Annotated in this window: 14 protein-coding genes; 5 read left to right on the top strand and 9 right to left on the bottom strand. The window is 72.2% G+C overall.

Annotation, left to right across the window (positions count from 1 at the left end; translation table 11 throughout):
• Positions 1 to 18 precede the first annotated feature (18 nt).
• Genes O0S08_RS21445 through O0S08_RS21435 form a run of 3 tightly spaced genes read right to left on the bottom strand, consistent with a single transcriptional unit; the run spans position 19 to position 1,831 of the window.
• Complete coding sequence (locus O0S08_RS21445) at positions 19 to 528, bottom strand: hypothetical protein (protein ID WP_269041065.1); 510 nt, start codon at positions 526 to 528, stop codon at positions 19 to 21.
• Complete coding sequence (locus O0S08_RS21440; protein ID WP_269041064.1) at positions 525 to 1,169, bottom strand: anti-sigma factor family protein; 645 nt, start codon at positions 1,167 to 1,169, stop codon at positions 525 to 527. Before O0S08_RS21440 ends, O0S08_RS21445 begins: the two co-directional genes overlap by 4 nt.
• Positions 1,166 to 1,831, bottom strand: a complete 666-nt coding sequence (locus O0S08_RS21435; RefSeq protein ID WP_269041063.1) for an RNA polymerase sigma factor — start codon at positions 1,829 to 1,831, stop codon at positions 1,166 to 1,168. Before O0S08_RS21435 ends, O0S08_RS21440 begins: the two co-directional genes overlap by 4 nt.
• 203 nt (positions 1,832 to 2,034) lie before the next feature.
• On the opposite strand from O0S08_RS21435, the gene O0S08_RS21430 reads away from it, so the two are divergent.
• The 3 genes from O0S08_RS21430 (at position 2,035) to csrA (ending at position 7,358) form a co-directional block, all read left to right on the top strand.
• Positions 2,035 to 5,046: a DUF4175 family protein gene (locus O0S08_RS21430; RefSeq protein WP_269041062.1), complete on the top strand. Its 3,012-nt coding sequence runs from the start codon at positions 2,035 to 2,037 to the stop codon at positions 5,044 to 5,046.
• Between the two features lie 176 nt (positions 5,047 to 5,222).
• On the top strand, positions 5,223 to 6,863 hold the full coding sequence (locus tag O0S08_RS21425; protein WP_269041061.1) for a peptidase MA family metallohydrolase: 1,641 nt from the start codon (positions 5,223 to 5,225) through the stop codon (positions 6,861 to 6,863).
• A 279-nt stretch (positions 6,864 to 7,142) separates the two neighbouring features.
• Complete coding sequence (gene csrA, locus O0S08_RS21420; RefSeq protein WP_269041060.1) at positions 7,143 to 7,358, top strand: carbon storage regulator CsrA; 216 nt, start codon at positions 7,143 to 7,145, stop codon at positions 7,356 to 7,358.
• Between the two features lie 278 nt (positions 7,359 to 7,636).
• Here csrA and O0S08_RS21415 read toward each other — a convergent pair whose 3' ends face one another.
• The gene (locus O0S08_RS21415) at positions 7,637 to 8,647 is read right to left on the bottom strand and encodes a hypothetical protein (RefSeq protein WP_269041059.1); all 1,011 of its coding nucleotides are present in this window, start codon (positions 8,645 to 8,647) and stop codon (positions 7,637 to 7,639) included.
• A gap of 476 nt (positions 8,648 to 9,123) precedes the next feature.
• Positions 9,124 to 10,494 carry an aldehyde dehydrogenase family protein gene (locus O0S08_RS21410; RefSeq protein ID WP_269041058.1) on the bottom strand — a complete coding sequence of 457 codons (1,371 nt, stop codon included), beginning with the start codon at positions 10,492 to 10,494 and terminating at the stop codon, positions 9,124 to 9,126.
• A 45-nt stretch (positions 10,495 to 10,539) separates the two neighbouring features.
• Here O0S08_RS21410 and cls point away from each other — a divergent pair, with 45 nt between their 5' ends.
• Complete coding sequence (cls, locus tag O0S08_RS21405) at positions 10,540 to 12,009, top strand: cardiolipin synthase (RefSeq protein WP_269041057.1); 1,470 nt, start codon at positions 10,540 to 10,542, stop codon at positions 12,007 to 12,009.
• Between the two features lie 112 nt (positions 12,010 to 12,121).
• Here cls and O0S08_RS21400 read toward each other — a convergent pair whose 3' ends face one another.
• Both O0S08_RS21400 and O0S08_RS21395 read right to left on the bottom strand, forming a co-directional pair.
• Positions 12,122 to 12,724, bottom strand: coding sequence for a hypothetical protein (locus tag O0S08_RS21400; protein ID WP_269041056.1), 603 nt, complete (start codon positions 12,722 to 12,724; stop codon positions 12,122 to 12,124).
• A gap of 43 nt (positions 12,725 to 12,767) precedes the next feature.
• Entirely contained in the window at positions 12,768 to 16,706 is a 3,939-nt protein-coding gene (locus O0S08_RS21395; protein WP_269041055.1) for an adenylate/guanylate cyclase domain-containing protein, read from the bottom strand.
• A gap of 201 nt (positions 16,707 to 16,907) precedes the next feature.
• Here O0S08_RS21395 and O0S08_RS21390 point away from each other — a divergent pair, with 201 nt between their 5' ends.
• Positions 16,908 to 17,963 carry a hypothetical protein gene (locus tag O0S08_RS21390; protein ID WP_269041054.1) on the top strand — a complete coding sequence of 352 codons (1,056 nt, stop codon included), beginning with the start codon at positions 16,908 to 16,910 and terminating at the stop codon, positions 17,961 to 17,963.
• 108 nt (positions 17,964 to 18,071) lie between these two features.
• On the opposite strand, the gene O0S08_RS21385 is transcribed toward O0S08_RS21390, so the two are convergent.
• Together O0S08_RS21385 and O0S08_RS21380 are read right to left on the bottom strand one after the other, a co-directional pair.
• Positions 18,072 to 18,536, bottom strand: coding sequence for a hypothetical protein (locus O0S08_RS21385; protein WP_269041053.1), 465 nt, complete (start codon positions 18,534 to 18,536; stop codon positions 18,072 to 18,074).
• A 17-nt stretch (positions 18,537 to 18,553) separates the two neighbouring features.
• Positions 18,554 to 19,411 (bottom strand): hypothetical protein, encoded by an 858-nt coding sequence (locus O0S08_RS21380; protein WP_269041052.1) that lies wholly within the window; start codon positions 19,409 to 19,411, stop codon positions 18,554 to 18,556.
• Between the last annotated feature and the right edge of the window lie 88 nt (positions 19,412 to 19,499).

The following is a 19,499-nucleotide window of genomic DNA, read 5'->3' as shown; positions in this document are numbered from 1 at the left end:
CACGCGGCGGCGGTCGCTTCAGCTCGGCTGCTTGCCACACTGGATGGCGAAGAAGATCTTGCCCTCGAGGTGGCGCACGCCGCCGACCAGGAGCAGGCCGTTGTCGTCGATCGCGTAATCGGTGTCGACGAGCGGCGCGTCGCGGCCGGGAGCGATCAGGTTGGCGTGCAGCTTCAGCTTGCTGTTGGCCTCGCCGAGCAGGCTGAGCTTGAGCTGGAAGCCGGACTTCAGCGCCGCGAGCCCGGGCTTGTCGATGCCGAGGCGCAGCGCCTTGGTCTCGAGCAAGCGGAAGCCCTTGAACGCCGCGAACGAGTCGTCCTGCAGCTGCTCCTCGAGGAACTTGAGGTCCGCGGGGATGATGCCGTCGCCGTCCTTCTGGACCAGGAACGCGGTCACCTTGCAGGCGACGGCCTTGACCTCGGCGTGGGCCACGTCCGGCACGAGGTAAGCGCTCCCGACAACGCCGGGGAGCAGGACGGCAACGACGGTCGTGGCCAACAGCCGCTTCGTGGTCGACTTGTACATCATAAGGAACGCTCACTGCTGCTAGGGTCGTCGTCGGAGATCCAGATCACGGTGGTCGTGTTGCGCTTGCCCTCGATCTCGCTGATGCGTCCCGACTTGACGCCCCAATCGATCCGTTGAATGTGCGCCGGCCCGCCGTTCGGCTCGGGCAACACGACCTCGCTCTCGTCGGCCGCCGGCTTCGAGCTGTCCGCAAGGACAGGCAGTTCGGGCGCCGCCGTCGAGGCGACCGCCGGCGCCGGGTTCGCCGGGCCCTCCTCGGCGCCGCGCCCGCTCCACAACACTGCCACCAGCCCGGCGACCGCCGCTGCCGACGCCACCGGCACGAACACGGGGCGCAACACTTCGCGCAGCCGCGCCCACAGCGAGGGCGCCGGCTCCGGCGCCTTCTGCAAACGGAGATCTCGGTCGAGGGTGCGCTCGATCTCGTCCCAGATCTGTTCGAACCGCGCCTCCGGGACCTTGGCCGCCTCGGCCTCGAAGCCGGCGACCACGGCGCCCTGGAGCGCCTTCAATCCGGCGAGGTAGGCGCTGGCCTCCGGGTTGGTCGTGAGCAGCCGCTCGACTTCGGCGCGCTCTGGCGCTGAAAGCTCGCCGTCGAGGAAGGCGTTGAGTTGCTGCGGGTCGAAGTGCGGCTCGGTCATGGCAGCATGGCTTGTGGTGCTGGGACGCGCTCAGCGTCGGAATCTTCATCGGCTCCGCCGGTCGGACCGCTGGGGACGTAACCCAGCCGCTCGGTGAGGAGGCGCTGCATGTTGCGCCGGGCATGGAAGAGCCGGCTCATGATCGTGCCCTTCGAGCAGCCCATCGTGCGCGCCATCTCTTCGTAGGACATGCCCTGGAGCTCACGCATCACGATCACGGCGCGGTGCTTGTCACTGAGGTGCTGGAGCCCGTCCTGCACGGCCTCCAGGATCTCCCGCCGCTGCACCAGGCTGGCGGGATCGCCGAGCGGCGACGGCGGCACATACGCCGTGTCACCGTCGTCGTCGTGGCGCAACCCGTCGTCGAACTCGAGCTCCTTGTGGCGCCGGTTCTTGCGGATGTGATCGATGCAAAGATTGGTGACGATCCGGTACAGCCACGTGTAAAAGCTCGAGTTGCCCTCGAAGTTGTGGAGGTACCGGTGGACCTTGATGAAGCTCTCCTGCACGACGTCGAGCGCGTCTTCAGGGTTGCGCAGGAACCCGTACGCGATCGAGTAGACCTTGCGCTGGTAGCGCTGCGTCAGGAGGCGGAAGGCTTGCCGGTCGCCCTGGCGACACGCTTCGACCAGCGCTTGGTCGTCGGCTTCTGGAGGAACCACGTGAGCGTCCTTCTACGAGCGCGCGGCCGCCCTATTCAGGGCGCGACCAGCGCGCGGGGGAGTTGCCGGAGCGCGTGGCGGATCCGGACCGTGACGAAGTGGTTTAAGGGGGATATACCGAAGAGCGACCGACGCTGACGCCGACCCTCATGAACGTCCGTCCCCCGTCTCTGCTCGAGTTTCTGACAGCCGTTCGCCGGGTCGTGCGTCGGCGGGAGCTCGCGGCGGCGGCGCTCCACAGCATCGCCCTCCTGGCGGCCCTGGCCGTGGTCGCGGCCGGGCTCGCCGGCTGGACCTTGCGTGGCGATCTCGCGGCCGCCGGTTGGCTCGCCGGCGCCGTCGTCACGCTGCTGGCCCTGTTCGGACGCGCCTGGCGTCGGATCCTCGCACTGACTGGGACTCCCCATCGGACGGCGCTTACCATAGCCCAATTCCGCGGGCCGCTCACGCGCCGACCCCGCGAGGCTTCACCTTTTCTGCGCTCGGACGGCTCGCTGCGCCGCGAGATCCTCGGGGCCACCGAGCTCCTGCTCGCCGGGCCGGGTGGTCACCTCGGCTCGCAGGACCTCGCGGCCGCGTACGTGCGGCAGGTCGAGTGGTCGCTCGCCGAGGCGCGACCGGAGCTCGCGGCACCGCCCGCCAACTTCCGCGTCCCGGCGCTCGGCACCGCGCTGCTCGCCCTCCTCGGGGCCGTGCTCGCCGGCTACCCCGAGTTCGCGCGCGGGCTCGAGCTGTGGCTCGCCGCCGAAGACGGCCGCCCGCCGGCCCCGCCCGAGCCGGTCTGGTCCTCGCTCAGCCTCACGCTGCGCTACCCCGACTACAGCGCTCGGATGCCGCGGCAGCTCATCAACCCCAGCGGCGCCGTGCGAGCGCTCGCCGGCACCGAGACCGAGGTCGAGCTCGAGACGCGACGGCCGGCCAGCGCGGTGCACGTGATCCTCAGCTACGACCAGGGCCCGCTCTCGGAGCCGCCGGCGCCCGAGCGCATCGACCTGTCCAAAGAGACAGACGGGAAGTGGCGCGGCCGGTTCGTCGTGCGCGCGGCCGGCAGCTGGCACGTCGTCGTCACCCCGGAGGACGGCGACGAGCCGGTCCGTTCAGCCCCGGCGCCGCTCGAGATCGAGGCCGACGAGGCGCCGGAGATCGAGCTCTTGCCCCTGCCCCGCTCGCAGAGCGCCCCGAGCGAGCTCGACAACGTCGAGCTGCGCTTCAAGGCCCGCGACGACTTCGGCATCGCCAGCGCGGTGCTCGTGTTCGAGGGCGGCGACAAGCAGCCCGTGCGCCTCGACGCCGGCAGCCCGCCGCCGCGCGCGCGCACCTGGCAGCACCGCTACACCTGGGACCTGTCGTCCTTGCCGGTCGAGGACCGCGGGCGGCTGACCTACTGGATCGAGGTCCGCGACAACGACCCGGGGCTGGGCCTCGCTCCGCTGACCGATCCGCCCGGCAAGGTCGCGCGCTCGGCCAAGATGACGCTGACGATCCGCGACCAGGAGACCGAGCACGCCGAGAACCTGGCGAACCTCGCCGCGCTGCGCGACACCGCCGTCGATCTGCTGGCACGTCGCATGCTGACCGAAGAGCCAGGTTTGATCCGCGCCGACGACGCGCCGCCCGCAGAGGACGGCGCTCCTGTGCGCAGGGTCACCGGCATGCGCGAGCTGCTCGCCGCCTCGGGCGGTCTGCTCGCCGCGATCAGCACCGCCATCGACTCGCTGTCGGTCGACACTCTGGCGCCGCCGCGCGACGTCGCGGTCCTGGTCGGCGTGCACAAGCGGCTGATGGAGCTGCACCGGCGCGAGTCGGCCGAGCACGCGGAGCTGCCGCCCGGCGCCGAGGACGAGCGCCCCGACGCGGCCGCGCGGACGCTCGGCAAGCTGCTGGCGACCAACCGACTGCAACTCACCCAGCTCGAGGACGAGGTCATCCGCCTCGACGACCTGGTCGACAACGAGCTGCTGGCGCAGATCGAGCAGCTGGTGGCGCGCCTGCAGACCTCGCAGCAGAAGCTCGTCGACCTGCTCGAGCGGCTCAAGGCCGGCGACGAGAGCGTGCGCGGCGAGGTCGATCAGCTGCAGCAGCGGATCCGCGAGGACCTGCGGCGGCTGTCGGAGGCGCGGGCCAAGCTCGACAAGGAGCTCGGCCAGGAATTCCTCAACACCGACGCCTTCGAGGCGATGGCCGAGCAGATGCGCCAGCAGGACGTCGGCGAGCAGCTGCGCCAGGGCGACGTCGACGGCGCGCTCGACCGGGCCCGCGGCGTCCTCGACGAGCTGCGAAAGCTGCGTACCGGGGTCCAGGACCGCATGGCCGCCGGGCCAGGCGCCGCGATGACGCCCGAGGAGCGGGCGCGCATGGAGCTGATGCGAGAGATCAGCCGGATCCAGGACGAGGAGACCGGCCTGCGCGGCGAGAGCCGGTCGCTCCACGAGCAGTGGCGCAAGCAGGCCCAGAGCCGCACCCTCGACCAGGCCGCCGCGGAGCAGGCCGCCAAGCAGGCCGGCGCGATCGGCAAGGCCCTCGACGCGATCAACGACGCCCGGCTCGGTCGTGACGGCCGCCGCGCCCTCGAGGACGCGCGCGAGCAGCTGCAGCGGGTCGCCGCCGAGGCGGAGGCCGCCGAGCCCAAGGCCCTCGCCGCCGCCGAGGCCGCGCGGGCCGCCGCCCAGGCGCTCGAGCGGGCAGTCGCCGGCGCGGGCGACGACTCGCAGGAGCGCCGCCAGCTCGGGCCGCTGCGCGAGCGGGGCGACGCGCTGCGCAAGCTGCTCGAGGCCCAGCTCCCGGCCCCGGCCGAGGGCCTCGACGAGGCCGCCCAGGCCCGCTTCGACGCGCTGTCGCAGAAGCAGCAGGGCCTGCGCGCCCGCGCCGAGCAGGTCCTCGACGGCCCCAACGCGCGCCACCTGCCCGACCCCGGCAAGCAGGCGATGCGCGGGGCGATCTCGGAGATGGAGGCCAGCAGCGGGGCGCTCGGGGAGCGCCGCGGCGGGCCGGCGCTCGAGCGCCAGGGCGGGGCGCTGGGCGGCCTGCAGCGCGCGCTCGACAGCCTGCGCGACAGCTCGTCCGCGCCGCAGACCGCCCCAGAGCCCGACGAGGTCTCGACCGAGACCGAGCGCGACCGCTCGCTCCGCGACGAGCTGATGGAGGCGATGAAGGAGCACGCTCCGGAGGGCTTCCGCGGCTCGGTCGAGCGCTACTACGAGGAGCTGCTGCGATGACGTCTCGGCCACCCCTTCGGCGCCGCCTCGCCCTCGCCCTCGCCCTCGCCGGCTGCGAGGCCGCCGGTCCGAACGGCCAGGTCGTGAGGGACATGTCCGAAGCGCCCGGTTCTCGGGGACATGTCGCATCCGCCATGTCTGATTCGCCAGGTGCGAAAGACCCTGTGCTTTCGACCATGGCCGAAGTGCCAACCTCGATGCCCGAAGCGACAGGTCCCGAGGACCCTGTCCTTCTCGCCAGGTCGCAAGCGACAGCCGAGCCCACGCCGCTCGCGCTCGCCCCTGACGCCGACGCCTGGTCGGAGCTGGCCGATCGCTTCGACGGGGCGATCAACGCCTGGGACCTCGCCGACGCCGCGGACGCCGTCGCCGCCATGCCGGGCGGGTCGGCGCGCGACGTCAAGGCGGGCGTGCTGGCGTTCCACCGCGCGGCCTACCCGGAGGCCGAGTCGCTGCTGGCCGGCGCGGTCGCCTCGGGGCAGCTGCCGCCGGCGGGGGCGCTGCGCGAGGAGGCCCAGCACTACCTCGACCTCGCGCGCGGGGCTCAGCGGGCGCTCGGCCCGGCCACGCGGCTGACCAGCCCCGACGGACAGGTCGAGGTCGTGTTCGCCAACGCCAAGGACGAGCTCATCGCCTCCTACCTGTTCGCCGCGATGGCCGAGGCCCGGCAGGCGTTCGCCGCCGACCTCGGCGTCGAGCCCGATCATCCGGTGCGCTTCGAGATCCTCGACGACGCGGTCAAGCTCGCGCTCGTCTCGCCGCTCACGCGCGAGAACGTGTACACGACCGGCACCGTCGGCATCACCAAGTACCGGCGGATCGTCATGGTCTCGCCGCGGGTGATGCTCTACGGCTACGGGTGGATCGACACCGCGGTGCACGAGTACGTGCACTACCTGGTCACCCTCAAGACCCGCAACCGCGCCCCGGTGTGGCTGCAGGAGGGCCTGGCCAAGCTGCTCGAGACGCGCTGGCGCAGCCCCGATCCGCTGCCGCTCGAGCCGCCCTCGCGCAAGCTGCTGGCCAAGGCGCTCGCGGCCGACGACCTCGTCACGTTCGCCGAGATGTACCCGTCGCTGGCGATGCTGCCCTCGCAGGAGCGGGCCGCCCTCGCCTACGCGCAGGTCCAGACCATGCTCGGCGTGCTCCACGAGGAGCGCGGCGGCGCGGGCATCGACGAGCTGCTGCGCCGCGTCGCCGCCGGCGAGGACGCCGAGGCCGCGCTGGCCGCCGCGTGGGGCGACAGCTTCGAGCGCTTCGACGCCCACTGGCGCGACGTGATGAAGAAGCGCACCGCCGGCAAGCCCGGCGGCGCGCTGCGCAAGCTGCAGCCGCTCGCGCCCGATCAACAGGCCGCAGCCGAGGCTGGCGAAGATCTCTCGCTGCTCGGCGACGTGTTCTCGCATCTCGGCGGCGGCGCGGCGCGTCAACACGCGCGGCTCGGCGTGCTGCTCACGCTGCGCGGTCACCTCGGCGCCGCCGCCAAGCAGTACGAGAAAGCTCGGGCCGCGGACGCGCGGGTGCGCGACGATCCGAAGCTCGCGCGGCGCCTCGGCGAGCTCTATCTGCAGCTCGGCAAGGCCGCTCGCGCCGTGCCGCTGCTGCGTCGCGCCGGCGAGGACGACCCCGAGCAGCCGAACCTCGCCGCCGCCGAGGGGCGCGCGCTGCGACTGGTCGGTGACCTCGCGGGCGCTCGCCTCGCGCTCGCGCGAGCGCTGCGCGTGAACCCCTTCATCCCGGCGCTGCACTGCGACCTCGCGCAGGTCGCGATCGACCCCGCCGAGCAACAACGCGAACAAGGTCTGTGCCGCGAGTGAACGACGCGCGTGACGACGACGGACGATCGTCGCGGCGCATGCACGACGCTGCGCGCACCTGCTGGAGCCCGCAGTTTTTACCTGGCCTTTGAGCCAGATCGGCACCCGCTCAAAACCGCGCATCCCTGCGCATTCGGCCTCAATCCGAGCGGAATCAGCCTGTCACGCGCGAAAGAAGCTCTTGCAGAAAACTCGATATTCCTCAATAGCTATCCGGTACGAAGATCGCTTCGTCGTGATACTCATGAGGGTGCACCCGCTCCGCCACGGAGGGTTTCCATGTTGACGCTAACCAGAAAAGTCGGGCAGAAGATCCGGATCGGGGACAACATCGAGATCGTTGTCCGAGAGATCCGCGGGCGTCAGGTTCGCCTGGGGATCTCGGCCCCGCAAGGCCTGCCGGTCTATCGCGAGGAGCTCTATCAGCAGATCGCGCAGGAGGGCGTCAAGGGTTCGCTGGCCGCCGCCCAGGAGCCGCAAGACGGCGAAGAGTGAGACCCTCCGGGTCCAGCGAACGAGCTCCGGACCTGTGCTTTGAACCAGGTCTCCGAGGACAGCTAGACCGCCGAACGACGCGGGCGCCCGCGCCTCACCTCTCGTGCCGGCCGTCGCGGCCGCGAGGCGTGTTCTCCCAGTCAGACCGCTCGTGGCGGGCTGTCCTTTGAATCATGTCGAAGAGGCCAGCCGCTAGCCCGCTGCACGGACCCCACGCGGACGCAGCCCTGCGAGCGCCGCTCGCCGCGCCGGCCGAAACTCCTCACCTGCCCCTCGAATCAGGTCTCGAAGGACAGCAACGTCCACTCGCCGCCGAGCAGCGCCGCGTGGACGACCCGGATCGCCGACAGCCAGGCCGCGGCGCGGTCGGTCGCGGCGACGCCGAGCGCGATCCGTCGCGCGCCTGCGGGCGAGGTCGCCTGCGTCTCGACGAGGACGCGCCTGCCCTCCTCGACCCGGCGGAGCAGCCACGGCAGCCACGCGCTCGGATCTTCGAGCCGCACCACCAACGCCGCGCCCTCGGGCAGCGCGCTGCACTCGGCCCAGACGCGATCGGGCGTGTCGCGCTCGCCGATCGTCCGCAGCGGCCAGCCGAGCGCCCGGGCCAGCGCCTCGGCCCCGCCGTCGGCGCGGTGCAGGAACGCCAGAGTGCCGCTCGGGATCGCCAGCGCCATCGCGTCGAGGTCCTCGCGGCGGCCCGTCTCTCGCGCCGGCGCCGGACCGCGTCGACGCGGCGACTCGGCGCGCCCGTTCCAGCCGGTGCCGGCGATCCGGCGCGGCCAGCCGACGCGCGGCTCGGCCTCGACGGCGAGCGGACGCAAGGCCGCGAGGCGCACGCCGGCGCGCTCCTCGAGCGCGTCGTCGTCGATCTGGATCTCGATGTCGATGTCGGCCGATCCGCTCGCGTGGCGTCGCGGCTGCCGCGTCGGCTCGATCGGCGCCTCGGGCTCGTCGAGCGCGATGTTGACGCTGTCGCTGGACTCGAACCCGTCGGCGCCCGGCCGCGCGCGCACCGAGGTCATCTCTCGAGCTGTCTCTCCGACCAGGTGCCACATGACCTGGTCGACCATCAGGTCGAACTTGACCGGCTCGCCCAGCGCGAGGTCGGCCTGCTGCTCGCACGAGAGCACCTCGACCAGCGCGTCGAACACGATCTCGCCCGACAGCGCCTCGCCCAGCGTCGCCCCGCCCTGCGTGTGCACGAGTCGCAGCGGCTGGTCGGTCTCGATCACGACCTCGCCCGGGCGGCTGGTGGCCGCCTCGGCGAGCAGGCTGGAGAGCAGGCCCACGACCGAACCATAACAAATGCGCGCGTTCGCCAGGAGCCCCGCGACGCCCGACCGGCAGGTGCGCCCCGCGCAGGCGGCCGCGCCGCGACCGCGGCTGCAACCAGGTAGCCCCACCGCCTTCGGGCCGCCCTGCCCGCCCACGCTTCAACGAGGTAGTCGGCCGGACCTCTGAGCTTCAACGAGGTAGCCCGCCACTTCAACGAGGTAGCCCGCCGCTGCGCCCTGCGGTCCTTCGCCAGGCACCGGGGCCGCCGGTCCGCGTGCAGCAATCACGTAGGCTGCGGGCCCACGTTGTTGCAATGCCAACGATGTGGCGGGTTCAGACGCGGCGACGGCCACGTCTGCTTCGCCGCGTCACCGGCAACCACCATGCGAGGACTGCAACATCGTAGGCCGCCGGACTCGCGACTTCAGCAACCGCGTAGCCTACCCGCCGCCGCGTAGCGCGACGGCCGCCGGGCCCGACGAGGGGCCCGTCACTCGGCGCGACGCGCTTGCGACTGCGGCTGAAGGAAGTGACGCATGCCGGTGACGCTGCGCGTGTAGCCGAGGCCCGACATCTTCCAGCCGACCCACGGTCCGCCGGCGGCGGTGGACAGGCCGCGGTTGACCCCGACCATGCCGGCCTCGATGCGATCGGCGACCGCGTCGAGCTCCGGCCCCGGCGCGCCCCACACGCTCGCCCCGAGCCCGTAGCGGGTGTCGTTGGCCATCTCCACTGCCTCGTCGACGTCGCGCGCGACCTGGATCGCCACCACCGGACCGAAGGTCTCGTCCTTGACCAGAGTCATCTCCGGCTTGAGGTCGGTGACGACGCTGGGCGTGAGGTAGTAGCCGGGGCCCTGCGCCTGGCCCTCGATCACGAAGGTCGCGCCGTGACTGCGGGCGTCGGCCAGCTGCGCGAGCACCAGGTCGCGCTGGCGAGCGCTGGCCATCGGCCCGAACGTGGTGGACTCGTCGCGCGGATCGCCGGGCTTCACCGCGCGCACCAGCTCGGCGACGCGGCGGGTGAACTCGCCGGCGACGTCGGCGTGGACGATGATGCGCTCGACGCTGACGCACACCTGCCCGGCGTTGCGCAGCGCCTCGTCGGCGGCGTGGCGGGCCGCGGCCTGCAGATCGGCGCCGGGCAGCACCAGCATCGGATCCTTGCCGCCGAGCTCGAGCACCAGCCGCTTCATCGTCGCCGCCGCCTCGCGCATGATCGCCTGGCCGGTGGCGATCGAGCCGGTGAACGCGATCATGTCGACGTCGCTGGCGACCAGCGCGGCCCCGACCGCACCTGCCCCTTGGACCAGGCCGACCAGTCCTTCGGGCAATGTCTCGGCGTACAGGCGGTGGAGCAGCGCTCCGGTGTGCGGCGTGTACTCCGACGGCTTGAACACCGCCGCGTTGCCGGTGAGCAGCGCCGACAGCAGCAGGTTGCTCGGCGTCGCCACCGGGTAATTCCACGGGGCGATCACTCCCACGACCCCGAGCGGACGCCAGCGCACACGCACGCGGATCCCGTTCTCGACCCCGTCTTCGTCGGCGAGCGCCTGATCGGCGGCGCGGACGAACGACTCGACGCGGGCGGCGATGCTGCGGGCCTCGGACCTGGCCTCGCGGATCGGCTTGCCCATCTCGTCGCTGATCGAGCGGGCCAGCGCGTCGGCGTGGTCGCCGATGGCCTTCGCCACGGCCCGGATCTGCGTCGCGCGTGCGTCGGCGGCGGTGGCCGCCCAGGCGCGCTGGGCCGAGCGGGCGCGAGCGACGACCTCGCGGACCCCCTCGGGCGTGGTGCAGTCGACCGGATCGAGCGGCTGGCCGGTGGCCGGGTTGTGCGGGACGAGACGCTCCGAGGACATCGGCGTAACTATAGCTGCCGCTCGCCGCGCTACACTTGTCGCGCGTTGCCTGAAGTCTTCACCGAGCTCTGGTTCATCCAGCTCGTCACCGTCCTCTACGTGATCGGCATCACGGCGCTGGTGCTGCTGGAGCGACGGCGGCCGAGCGCCGCGCTCGCGTGGTTGCTCGCGCTGATCTTCCTCCCGCTGTTCGGCCTGTGCCTCTACTTCCTGCTCGGGCGGGCCGGCGTGCGGCGGCGCCGGCGGTTGCGAGCGCGGCGCAGCGTCAACCCGACCGACGTCACGCGCGGCCTGTTGCCGCTCGAGACGCCGCTGGAGGAGCTCGACCAGCCGCTTCGCGGGCTGGTCGCGCTCGCGCTCAACAGCTCGGCCGCGCCGCTGCGGCGGGCCGACGCGGTCGACCTGCTGGCCGATCCGGCGCAGGCGTTCGCGGCGATGGAGGCCGCGCTCGCCGGCGCGAAGCAGCAGATCCACATCGCCATGTACATCTGGCGCGACGACGACACCGGCCGGCGCTGGATCGAGCTCCTGTGCGAGCGCGCGCGCGCCGGCGTCGACGTGCGGCTGCTCTACGACGAGTTCGGCTGCCTCGGCACCCCGCGCGAGCTGTTCGACCGCCTCATCGCGGCCGGCGGGCAGGTCCTGACCTTCGGCGCGGTGCGGCTGCGCTACCGCCCGCTCATGATCAACTTCCGCAACCACCGCAAGATCGTCATCGTCGACGGCGACCTCGGCTTCACCGGCGGCCTCAACGTCGGCGACGAGTACCTCGGGCGCGGGCTCGGGGCGCGGCCGTGGTCGGACCTCCAGGTGCGGATCACCGGCGACGCAGTGCTCGGCCTGCAGGCCATCTTCCTCGAGGACTGGCTGGCCGCGCACTCCGACGATCACGCCGAGGACCCGGCGTTCGCGCGCCAGCTCGCCGACCTGCTGGCGCGCCCACCCGGCCACTCGTGCGGGCCGATGCTGCAGATCGTCCCCAGCGGGCCCGACCTGCCGTTCATCGACGCGATCGCGGCCCAGTTCACCGCCGCGATCGCCTCGGCGCAGGAGCGCTGCTGGATCGCCACGCCCTACTTCGTACCCGACGAGCCGCTGTCGCTCGCGCTCAAGACCGCGGCGCTGCGCGGCTGCGACCTGCGCCTGCTGGTGCCGCTGCCGCGCAACAACGACTCGAGCCTCGTCAGCCTCGCCGGCGCCAGCTACTACGACGAGCTGCTGGCCGCCGGCTGCCGGATCTACGAGTACCTGCCCGGCATGCTGCACGCGAAGTACCTGCTGGTCGACGACCGGGTGGCCGCGATCGGCTCGGCCAACATGGACGTGCGCAGCTTCTACCTCAACTACGAGGTCACCGCCCTGTTCTACGACCGCCGGCTCACCCTCGACCTCGCCGAGGTGTTCACGCGCGAGCTGGCCCGGGCGCTCGAGGTGCGGCCCGAGTCGCGCAAGCAGCAGTCGCTGCCGCGCCGCCTCGGCGAGGGCTTCGCCCGCCTGCTCTCGCCGCTCCTGTGAGCCGCGAGGCCGGACGGAGGGGCTGGCCCATCCGACATGCGCGAACGCTCATGCCCGTCCGGACATGCCCGATCGAGCATGTCCGGATGTACATGTCTCTTCGACCCGTGCCTCAGTCCGGCGCCGCGACGCCGAGCTCGCGCATGTGCTTCTCGAGCTCGGCGCGCAGCTTGTCGGGCGTCATGCCGAGCTTCTCGGCCGCGCCGTCGAGCGAGTACGTGAACTTGCCGATCTTGACCCGCGCGCTCGGGCCGATGGTGACGCGCCCGTCCTTCATCACCGGCGACGGGTCCTCGACGCCGATGTACACGTCGCGCTCGGTCAGCGACGGGAACGCCTCGCGGGCGCGCTCGAACAGGCCCTGCTGGTCGCCGCTCATCTTGTCCTTGGGCAGCTTGCGCAGGTCGGCGACCACGCCGGCCTCGAGCTGGCCGTCCTCGAAGGTCGCGCGCGAGGCCTTGATGACCTCCTTGACCTCGGGGGCCGAGCGGGCGGCCTTGCGGTGGAAGTTGCGCAGCTCCTTGCGGCCGGCCTGGCCCTCCGCCGGCTGCCACTGCAGCTTCCCGCCGGCGTCCTCGGCGGCCGCCGGCGCGTCCTCCTTGGCCAGCTCGGTGTACCAGTCGGGCAGCGCAGTGACCTGCAGCCACAAGTAGGTGACGACGCCGCCGGCCAGCAGCAGCAGCACGAGCAGGAAGATCGCCAGCTTCTTCCACATGGCCCGGCAACCATAACAGATGCCGCCGCCGCGGCCCGGGCCCTCAACTGCCGGCTGCGGCCGCCGCCAGCGCCGCCAGCAGCACGTCGTCGACCTTGTCGACCAGGTCGTCGTGAAGCGCTCGCAGGCGGGCCCGCGCCGTCGGATCGTCGGGGAACAGGCGGGCGACGCTGAGGCCGGCGCGCAGCTCGAGCGCGCGCGCGCCTTGCTCACGCGCGAGCGCGAGGGCGTCGCGCAGCAGCTCCGAGGCCTCGTCGACGTCGCCGGTCGCGTGCGCGAGCTCGGCGCGCTGGCGCATCAGCTCGGCCTCCCACCAGCGCGCCCCGCTGAGCCGCGACGACTCCATCGCCTCGGCGATCACGCTGAGCGCCTCGTCGACGCGACCTGCCCTCATGCACAGGTCGGCGAAGACAGAGAAGGTCCACGGCATGAACATGCCCATGCCCGCGGCCTGCAGCTCGATGAGCGCCTGGCGCAGCAGGTCGAGGCCCTCGTCGTGCTGGCCGAGCTCGGCCATCGCCCAGGCGCGGATGGCGTCGGCGAAGCTGACCCACGCGCCGAGAGTGGCCTCGGCCTTGAGCTGGTAGACCTGGTCGGCGAGGGTGCGGGCGCCGTCGACGTCGCGGAGGATCTGGCGCAGGATCGCCGCGGTCACCAGCGCGAACGTGGTGGAGAAGCCGTGGCCGAGCTCGCGGGCCAGGGCCACCGACACGCGGCTGCGCTCGAGCGCCTCGGCGGTGCGGCCGAGCATCCACAGCGTCAGCGAGAGGATCGCCAGGGCGGCGATCCGCGGGTCGTGGATGTAGAGGTGGCCGAGGTTGCGGTCGAAGTCGGGGGCGTAGAGGACGACCGAGCGCTCGAGGTGGGCGCGCGAGCGTTCGTAGTCGCCCTGGTGGAACAGCTGCGTGCCGAGCCCGCGGTGCGACACCAGCAGCGGCACGCGCTGGCGCCGGCGCTCGGCGAACATCAACATCTGCTCGGCGAGCTCGCGGGCCACGTCGAGCTGGGCGCGCACGACGTAGTGCTGCCACAGGCCGAACAGCACCGGGAACAGGTGGCGCGTGTCGCCGACCTCGCGGCACAGCTCGCGGGCCCGGGCGAAGGTCTGCTCGACCTCGTCGGAGCCGAAGCCGAGCGTCGCTACCTGGGCGTTGCCGAGGCCGATCTGCAGCCCGATCTCCTGCTCGACCCGCTCGGGGCTCTCGGGCAGGTGGCGCAGCAGCTCGATCGAGTGGCTGTAGTGCTGCACGGCCTCCTGCCCGGCGTCGTTGCGGATCGCCTGCTCGCCGGCGCGCTGCAGGTAGAGCACCGCGCGACCGATCAGCTCCGGGCTCGGTCGCCCGCCGCCCGGCACCAGCGCCGACGAGGCGACCACGCGGTACCAGTGGTGCGCCAGCAGCGGGTAGTACAGCTCGAGCTTGCTGCCGTGCGCGCGCTCGAAGTGCTCGGCGACCGCCTGGTGCAGCTGCTGCCGCTGAGCGAACGGCAGCAGGTTGTAGGCGACCTCCTGCGTCAGCGCGTGCTTGAACAGGAAGGTGCCCTCGGCCGCGTGGGGCTTGGGCACCAGGAGGCCGCGGCGCTCGAGCGCCTGCAGGTACTCGGGCAGCTGGGCCTTGTCGGCCTCGATCGGGTAGATCCCGCGCAGCAGGCTCAGCGAGAACACGCGCCCGAGCACCGCGCCGACCTTGAGCACCAGCTGGTGCTGCTGCTGCAGGCGATCGATGCGGCTCGTGATGACCGCCTCGAGGTTGTCGGGGAACTTGGCGGTGCGCAGGTCACCTGCCTCATGGGACAGCAGGCACTCGCCGTTCCAGATGGTGATGAAGCCGGCGTCGCGCAGCGCCGAGGCCAGCTCCTCGGAGAAGAACGGGTGGCCCTCGGCGCGCTCGTAGATGAAGCTGGCGACCTCGGGCGGCAGGCGCGACACGCCGAGGCGGCGGCACACCAGGTTCTCGGTCTCGGCCAGCGACAGCGGCTGCAGCTGCAGGTGATAGGTGCCGTGGTCGGCGAGGATCTGCCGCAGCTCGGCCGCGGCGGTGTCGCTGTCGACCGGCCCGGTGACGATGACGCACAGGAGCGGCTGGACCTCCTCGCGCACGTCGGCCAGCAGCGCCCACGAGGCCGAGTCGAACCGCTGGGCGTCCTCCAGCAGCAGCACCGCCGGGTTGCCCTTGAGGTACGCGAGCAGGATCTGGACCAGCAGCACGCGGGTCTGCTCGGCGCGCGCGCGGCCCTGCAGCGGCGCGGTGCGGTCGTTGTCGACGGCGTCGATCGGCAGCACCGCGCCGAGCAACGGCGCCCGCGGCACCGCCCCCGGCACCAGCCGCCGCAGCCCCGAGACCACCCGCTGCCACGGGTCGGAGCCCTGATCTGTCCCTTGGTTCAGGCCGAAGATGGTGGCGAAGATCGGCAGCCACGCGTGGTACGGGCCGGCCGCTTCGCTGATCTCGCGCGCGCCGAGCAGGCGCTGCGCCCCGGCGGCCTCGGCCTGTTCGAGCAGGTCGTCGGCCAGGCGCGTCTTGCCGAGCCCGGCCTCGCCCTCGACCACGATGGTGGCGCTGCGGCCCCGCAGCACCTCGTGCAGGCCGTTGATCAGCACGCCGCGCTCGCGCATGCGGCCGACCAGAGTGGCCTTGGGCGCGCCCGCCACCGGCAGCGGGCCCGAGACGGCCCGCTGCTGCTGGCTGCGCCCCGGCAGCCTCGCGCTGGCCGGGGTGTAGATCGAGATCGTCCCTTCCTTGCCCTTGACCGAGATCGGCGGCAGGGGATCGAACAGGAACTGCCCGCGGGTGGCGACGAAGGTGTAGTGGTCGCACAGGACCGACTTGCCGTCGCCGGCCTGCATCAACCGCGCGGCCAGGTTGACCACGTCGCCGAGGACCGTGTACTCGCAACGTTCGGCGCTGCCGACGGTGCCGCAGAAGGCCCGCCCGGAGGCGATCCCGCAGGTGGCCCGCCAGCCGAGGCGCTTGTGCAGCTCGCGGACCTGCTGCGCGGCCTCGATGGCGCGCCCCGGATCGTCCTCGTGGGCCAGCGGCGGCAGGCCGAACGCGACCAGCACGGTGGTCCCGTGATCGTCGACGCTGAGGTGGCCGATCGTGCCCTCCCACGCCTCGACGATCTGCTGCACCGCGATCATGACCTCCTGCGCCTCCATCAGCGGCGTCTGGTGCTTGAGGTCGGGGAAGTTGATGAACAGGACGCTGAGCCGGCGCAGCTCGGCGAGGAAGCTGCTCTGCCCGGCCGACAGGCGGGCGATCACCGCCGGCGGCACGTAGCCTCGCAGCGCGTCCTCGGCGGCGTCGGGCAGCTGCGGCCGCACCAGCGGCGTCGGCACCACCGGCTCGCGCACGCCGACGACGCGGCCGAACCCGTGCTCGCCGCGGCTCTCACCGTCGACGCGCGTGCCCAGCATGGTCCACACGCGGCGATCGATCACCACCTCGCCGGGCCGCGCGAACGTCTGGGCCCGCCGCACCGCCTCGATCGCGGGGCCGACGAGCACCAGCTCCCAGCGCCCCCCGAGCCCGCCGACGTGCACCAGCGCGATCCGTCCGGCGGCCACGCCGATCCGCAGCGACAGCTCGATGCCGTCGTCGATCGGGCACGCGTGCAGGGCGGCCTGGATCGCCAGGCCGCACGCGACCGCGGCCTCGGCCGCGCGGGCAGACGAGCCCTCGGCGACCCACACCGCCGTGAGCGCGTCGCCGGCGAACTTGACGACGTCGCCGCCGTGCGCCGCGGTGATCTCGATCAGCCGGCCGAAATACGTGTTGAGACCCGCGGCCACCTTCTCGACGCCCGCGGGCCCTTGCTTGGCGAGCGCCTCGGTCAGGGCCGTAAAGCCGGAGACGTCGGCGCAGAGGACTGCGGCGGCCACGATCTCGGCTTGGGGCTGATGCAGCGGACGCGGGTCGACCGAGAGCCGCCGCGTGACGATTGCCGGGATGTAGCTCGCCAGCGCTTTGAACAGCTCGGGCAAGGTCGGGCGGCATCGTACCAAAGCCGCTCGCCTCCGGCGCGTCGCCGGCGACGTTTGTCAGCGACGTTTGCGTCTCCCGGATCGCGACCGCGAAACCGGCGCTCGAAGGCGACCCGGCGGGACCCGCGGAGGCGACCCCACCCTCGAGCTCACATGCGCCAAAGTGCGAAGGCGGGCAGCTCCTTGTGTATTGTGGGGAGGATGCTCGGAGCGTCCAGGCCTACCCCGACCCTCGTCCGGCTCTCGCTCGTGCTCGCCGCCGCTGCGCACCTGGGCGCGTGCGCCGGCGGAGATCCTGGGATCGGTTCGACCAACCCGTTCGACAGCCAGGGGAACGGCAGCAACGCCACCCCCGGGACCGAGACCGGGCAGCCGGGCAGCGAGACCGACCCCACCCCGACGGCCGGCGGCAGCATGTCCGACTCCGAGACGACCGCCCCGACCGGGCCGAGCTCCGAGAGCGATCCGACCGGCAGCGATCCCACCGGCGATCCGACCCCCGGCACCACCACCCTGCCCGACCCGAACTGCGTCGACGACGACGGCGATCTCCACGGCGAGGGCTGCAGCGCCGGGCCCGACTGCGACGACGCCAGCTACAACTCGTGGGAGAGCTGCGGCGTCTGCGTCGACGCCGACATGGACGGCTTCTGGGTCGGCTGCGACCAGTACGGCCCCGACGACCCCGGCCCCGACTGCGATGACGCCAACCCCGACGCCTCGGACGCCTCGGACTGCGAGTGCGCGGTCACGCCCCCGGAAAAGGCCTCCGACACCTGCGCCGAGGGCATGCCCGGCGCTCTCGGCGTGATCGCCGAAGGCGGCGTCGTCCCGCCGATCAAGGGCTCCATCACCGGGATCGACAACGGCCCCGGCAACGGCCAGGAGGACTGGTACTGGGTCGAATTCCCGGAGGCGATGGCGATGGGCAACCGGCCCAACGCCGGCAAGCTCGCCGCCGTCTTCGCGGTCAACCCGGGCGATCCCGCCAACCCCGACTACCGCTTCGAGGTCTACACGGCCTGCAACAAGATGCCGTTCGAGGGCCTGAACGCGACCTACGGCCCCGGCACCCCGCCCGCCCGCGAGTGGGAGTTCTTCGACGCCCACACCCCGCCGAACCCGAACCCGAACCCGAACCCGAACTACCTCAACAACGTGCCCTGGCCGGCCAAGGTGTTCATCCGGGTGATCCGCGTCGCCAACGACCAATCGTGCAGCGAGTACACGCTGCAGGTGTCGCGCCTGCCGACCTGACGCGGCCTGCCCGATCGGACCTGCCCGATCGGACCTGCTCTTCCGCACCTGCTCGGACGGACATGCCCGTTCGTACCTGTCCGCAGGGACCTGCCCCTGCCCTCGCGCTCAGCGCGGCCGCGGCAGCGCGCGGGCCAGGCGGGCGTACAGGCGGGCGGCGCCCTGCCAGGCGATCGGGCACAGGTCGTAGGTCTCGCCGTTCTTGAGCGCGACGACGAAGGTGTCGCGCTCGCCGGGCGGGCGCGGCTCGACGTAGACGCGGGCGATCTCGCGGACCGGCAGGCGGACCCGGCGGCCGCGCTCGCGGACCGTCAAGGTGCGGCCGAACAGGTACGGCGCGCGCGGCAGGACCGTGCGGACCAGGTTGCCGACCCACTGGTTCAGCCACAGCAGCAGCGCGATCAGCCCGACGCGGATGATCCAGTGCCGGCCGTCGACCGCCTCGACCCACGCGTCGGGCAAGCGCGCCAGCAACACCGCGACCGAGGCCGACAGGAACACCAGGCCGACGGCGAAGTCGCTGAGCTTGCCGGTCCAGTCTTCCGGTCGCGCGGCGCGGAGGCGGATGAACACGACGGAACCCGGGGGCGCTAGGAGGCCACGTCGAGCGTGTAGGACCCGCCGAGCACGTCGTTCTGGTCGATGACCACGAAGTAGACGCCCGGCTGGAATTCCCAGGTCAGCGAGAAGTTCGGGGAGCCCTGCTCCACCATCGAGGTGCAGGTCAGCTCGGTCGAGCCGCCGCAGCCGGTGCGGATGCTGAGGACCGGCGCGAACGAGACGTCGGCGGTGACGGTGAAGGTGATCGCGCCGGGCGTGAACACGTTGAGCTGGAACATGTTCTCCGCGCCAGGTCCCCCGCAGCGGCCGTCGACCGATCCGGCGCGCCCGCCCAACACGTTACTCCACGTGAACAAGCCGCCGATCTCCTGGTCGATCTGCGTCGAGTGGATCGTGCAGCCCTCGATCGGCGGCGCCGTGTACACCACCTGCATCGCGTAGTGACCGTCGGTGCCCTCCGGCGAGTCGACGGTGACGAAGTACTCGTGGCCGGCCTGGGCGAAGAAGTGGCGGAACGGGACGTCGCCGTAGGGCGCCGCGCACACCCGCGGCAGGTTGGCCTCGTCCATGTAGCAGCCGTCGCGCGTGACCCGGAGCGTCGGCGTGAACTCGGTGCTCGGCTGCATCAACAACAACACGTCGGTGTCGGTCGCCGGCGTGATGAGGTACGTGTCCTCGGCGCCGGCGTCGTTGATGCCGTCGCCGCACCACCCCTCGACGCGGCTCGGCCCCTGCAACCGCCCGCGGACCTCGATGTTGGCGAGCGGCAGGACGATCGGGTTGTCGCAGCCACCCTCGCGCGGATCGACCGGTTGCACGCCGGTGCCGCCGTCGGTGTCCTCGTCGGTCGGACCGCTGCGAGCTCCGCAGGCGAGGATCAGGCTCACCGCGAGAGCCGTCACGCGGGGCGCCGTCACGCGTCGGGACCGCAACCGAAACACCGTCATCCCATGAGTGTAGCGCCGAGGGGATCGG

Source organism: Nannocystis punicea (assembly GCF_026965555.1).
GTDB classification, from domain to species: Bacteria; Myxococcota_A; Polyangia; order Nannocystales; family Nannocystaceae; genus Nannocystis; species Nannocystis punicea.
This window is presented reverse-complemented; position numbering and strand designations above follow the sequence as displayed.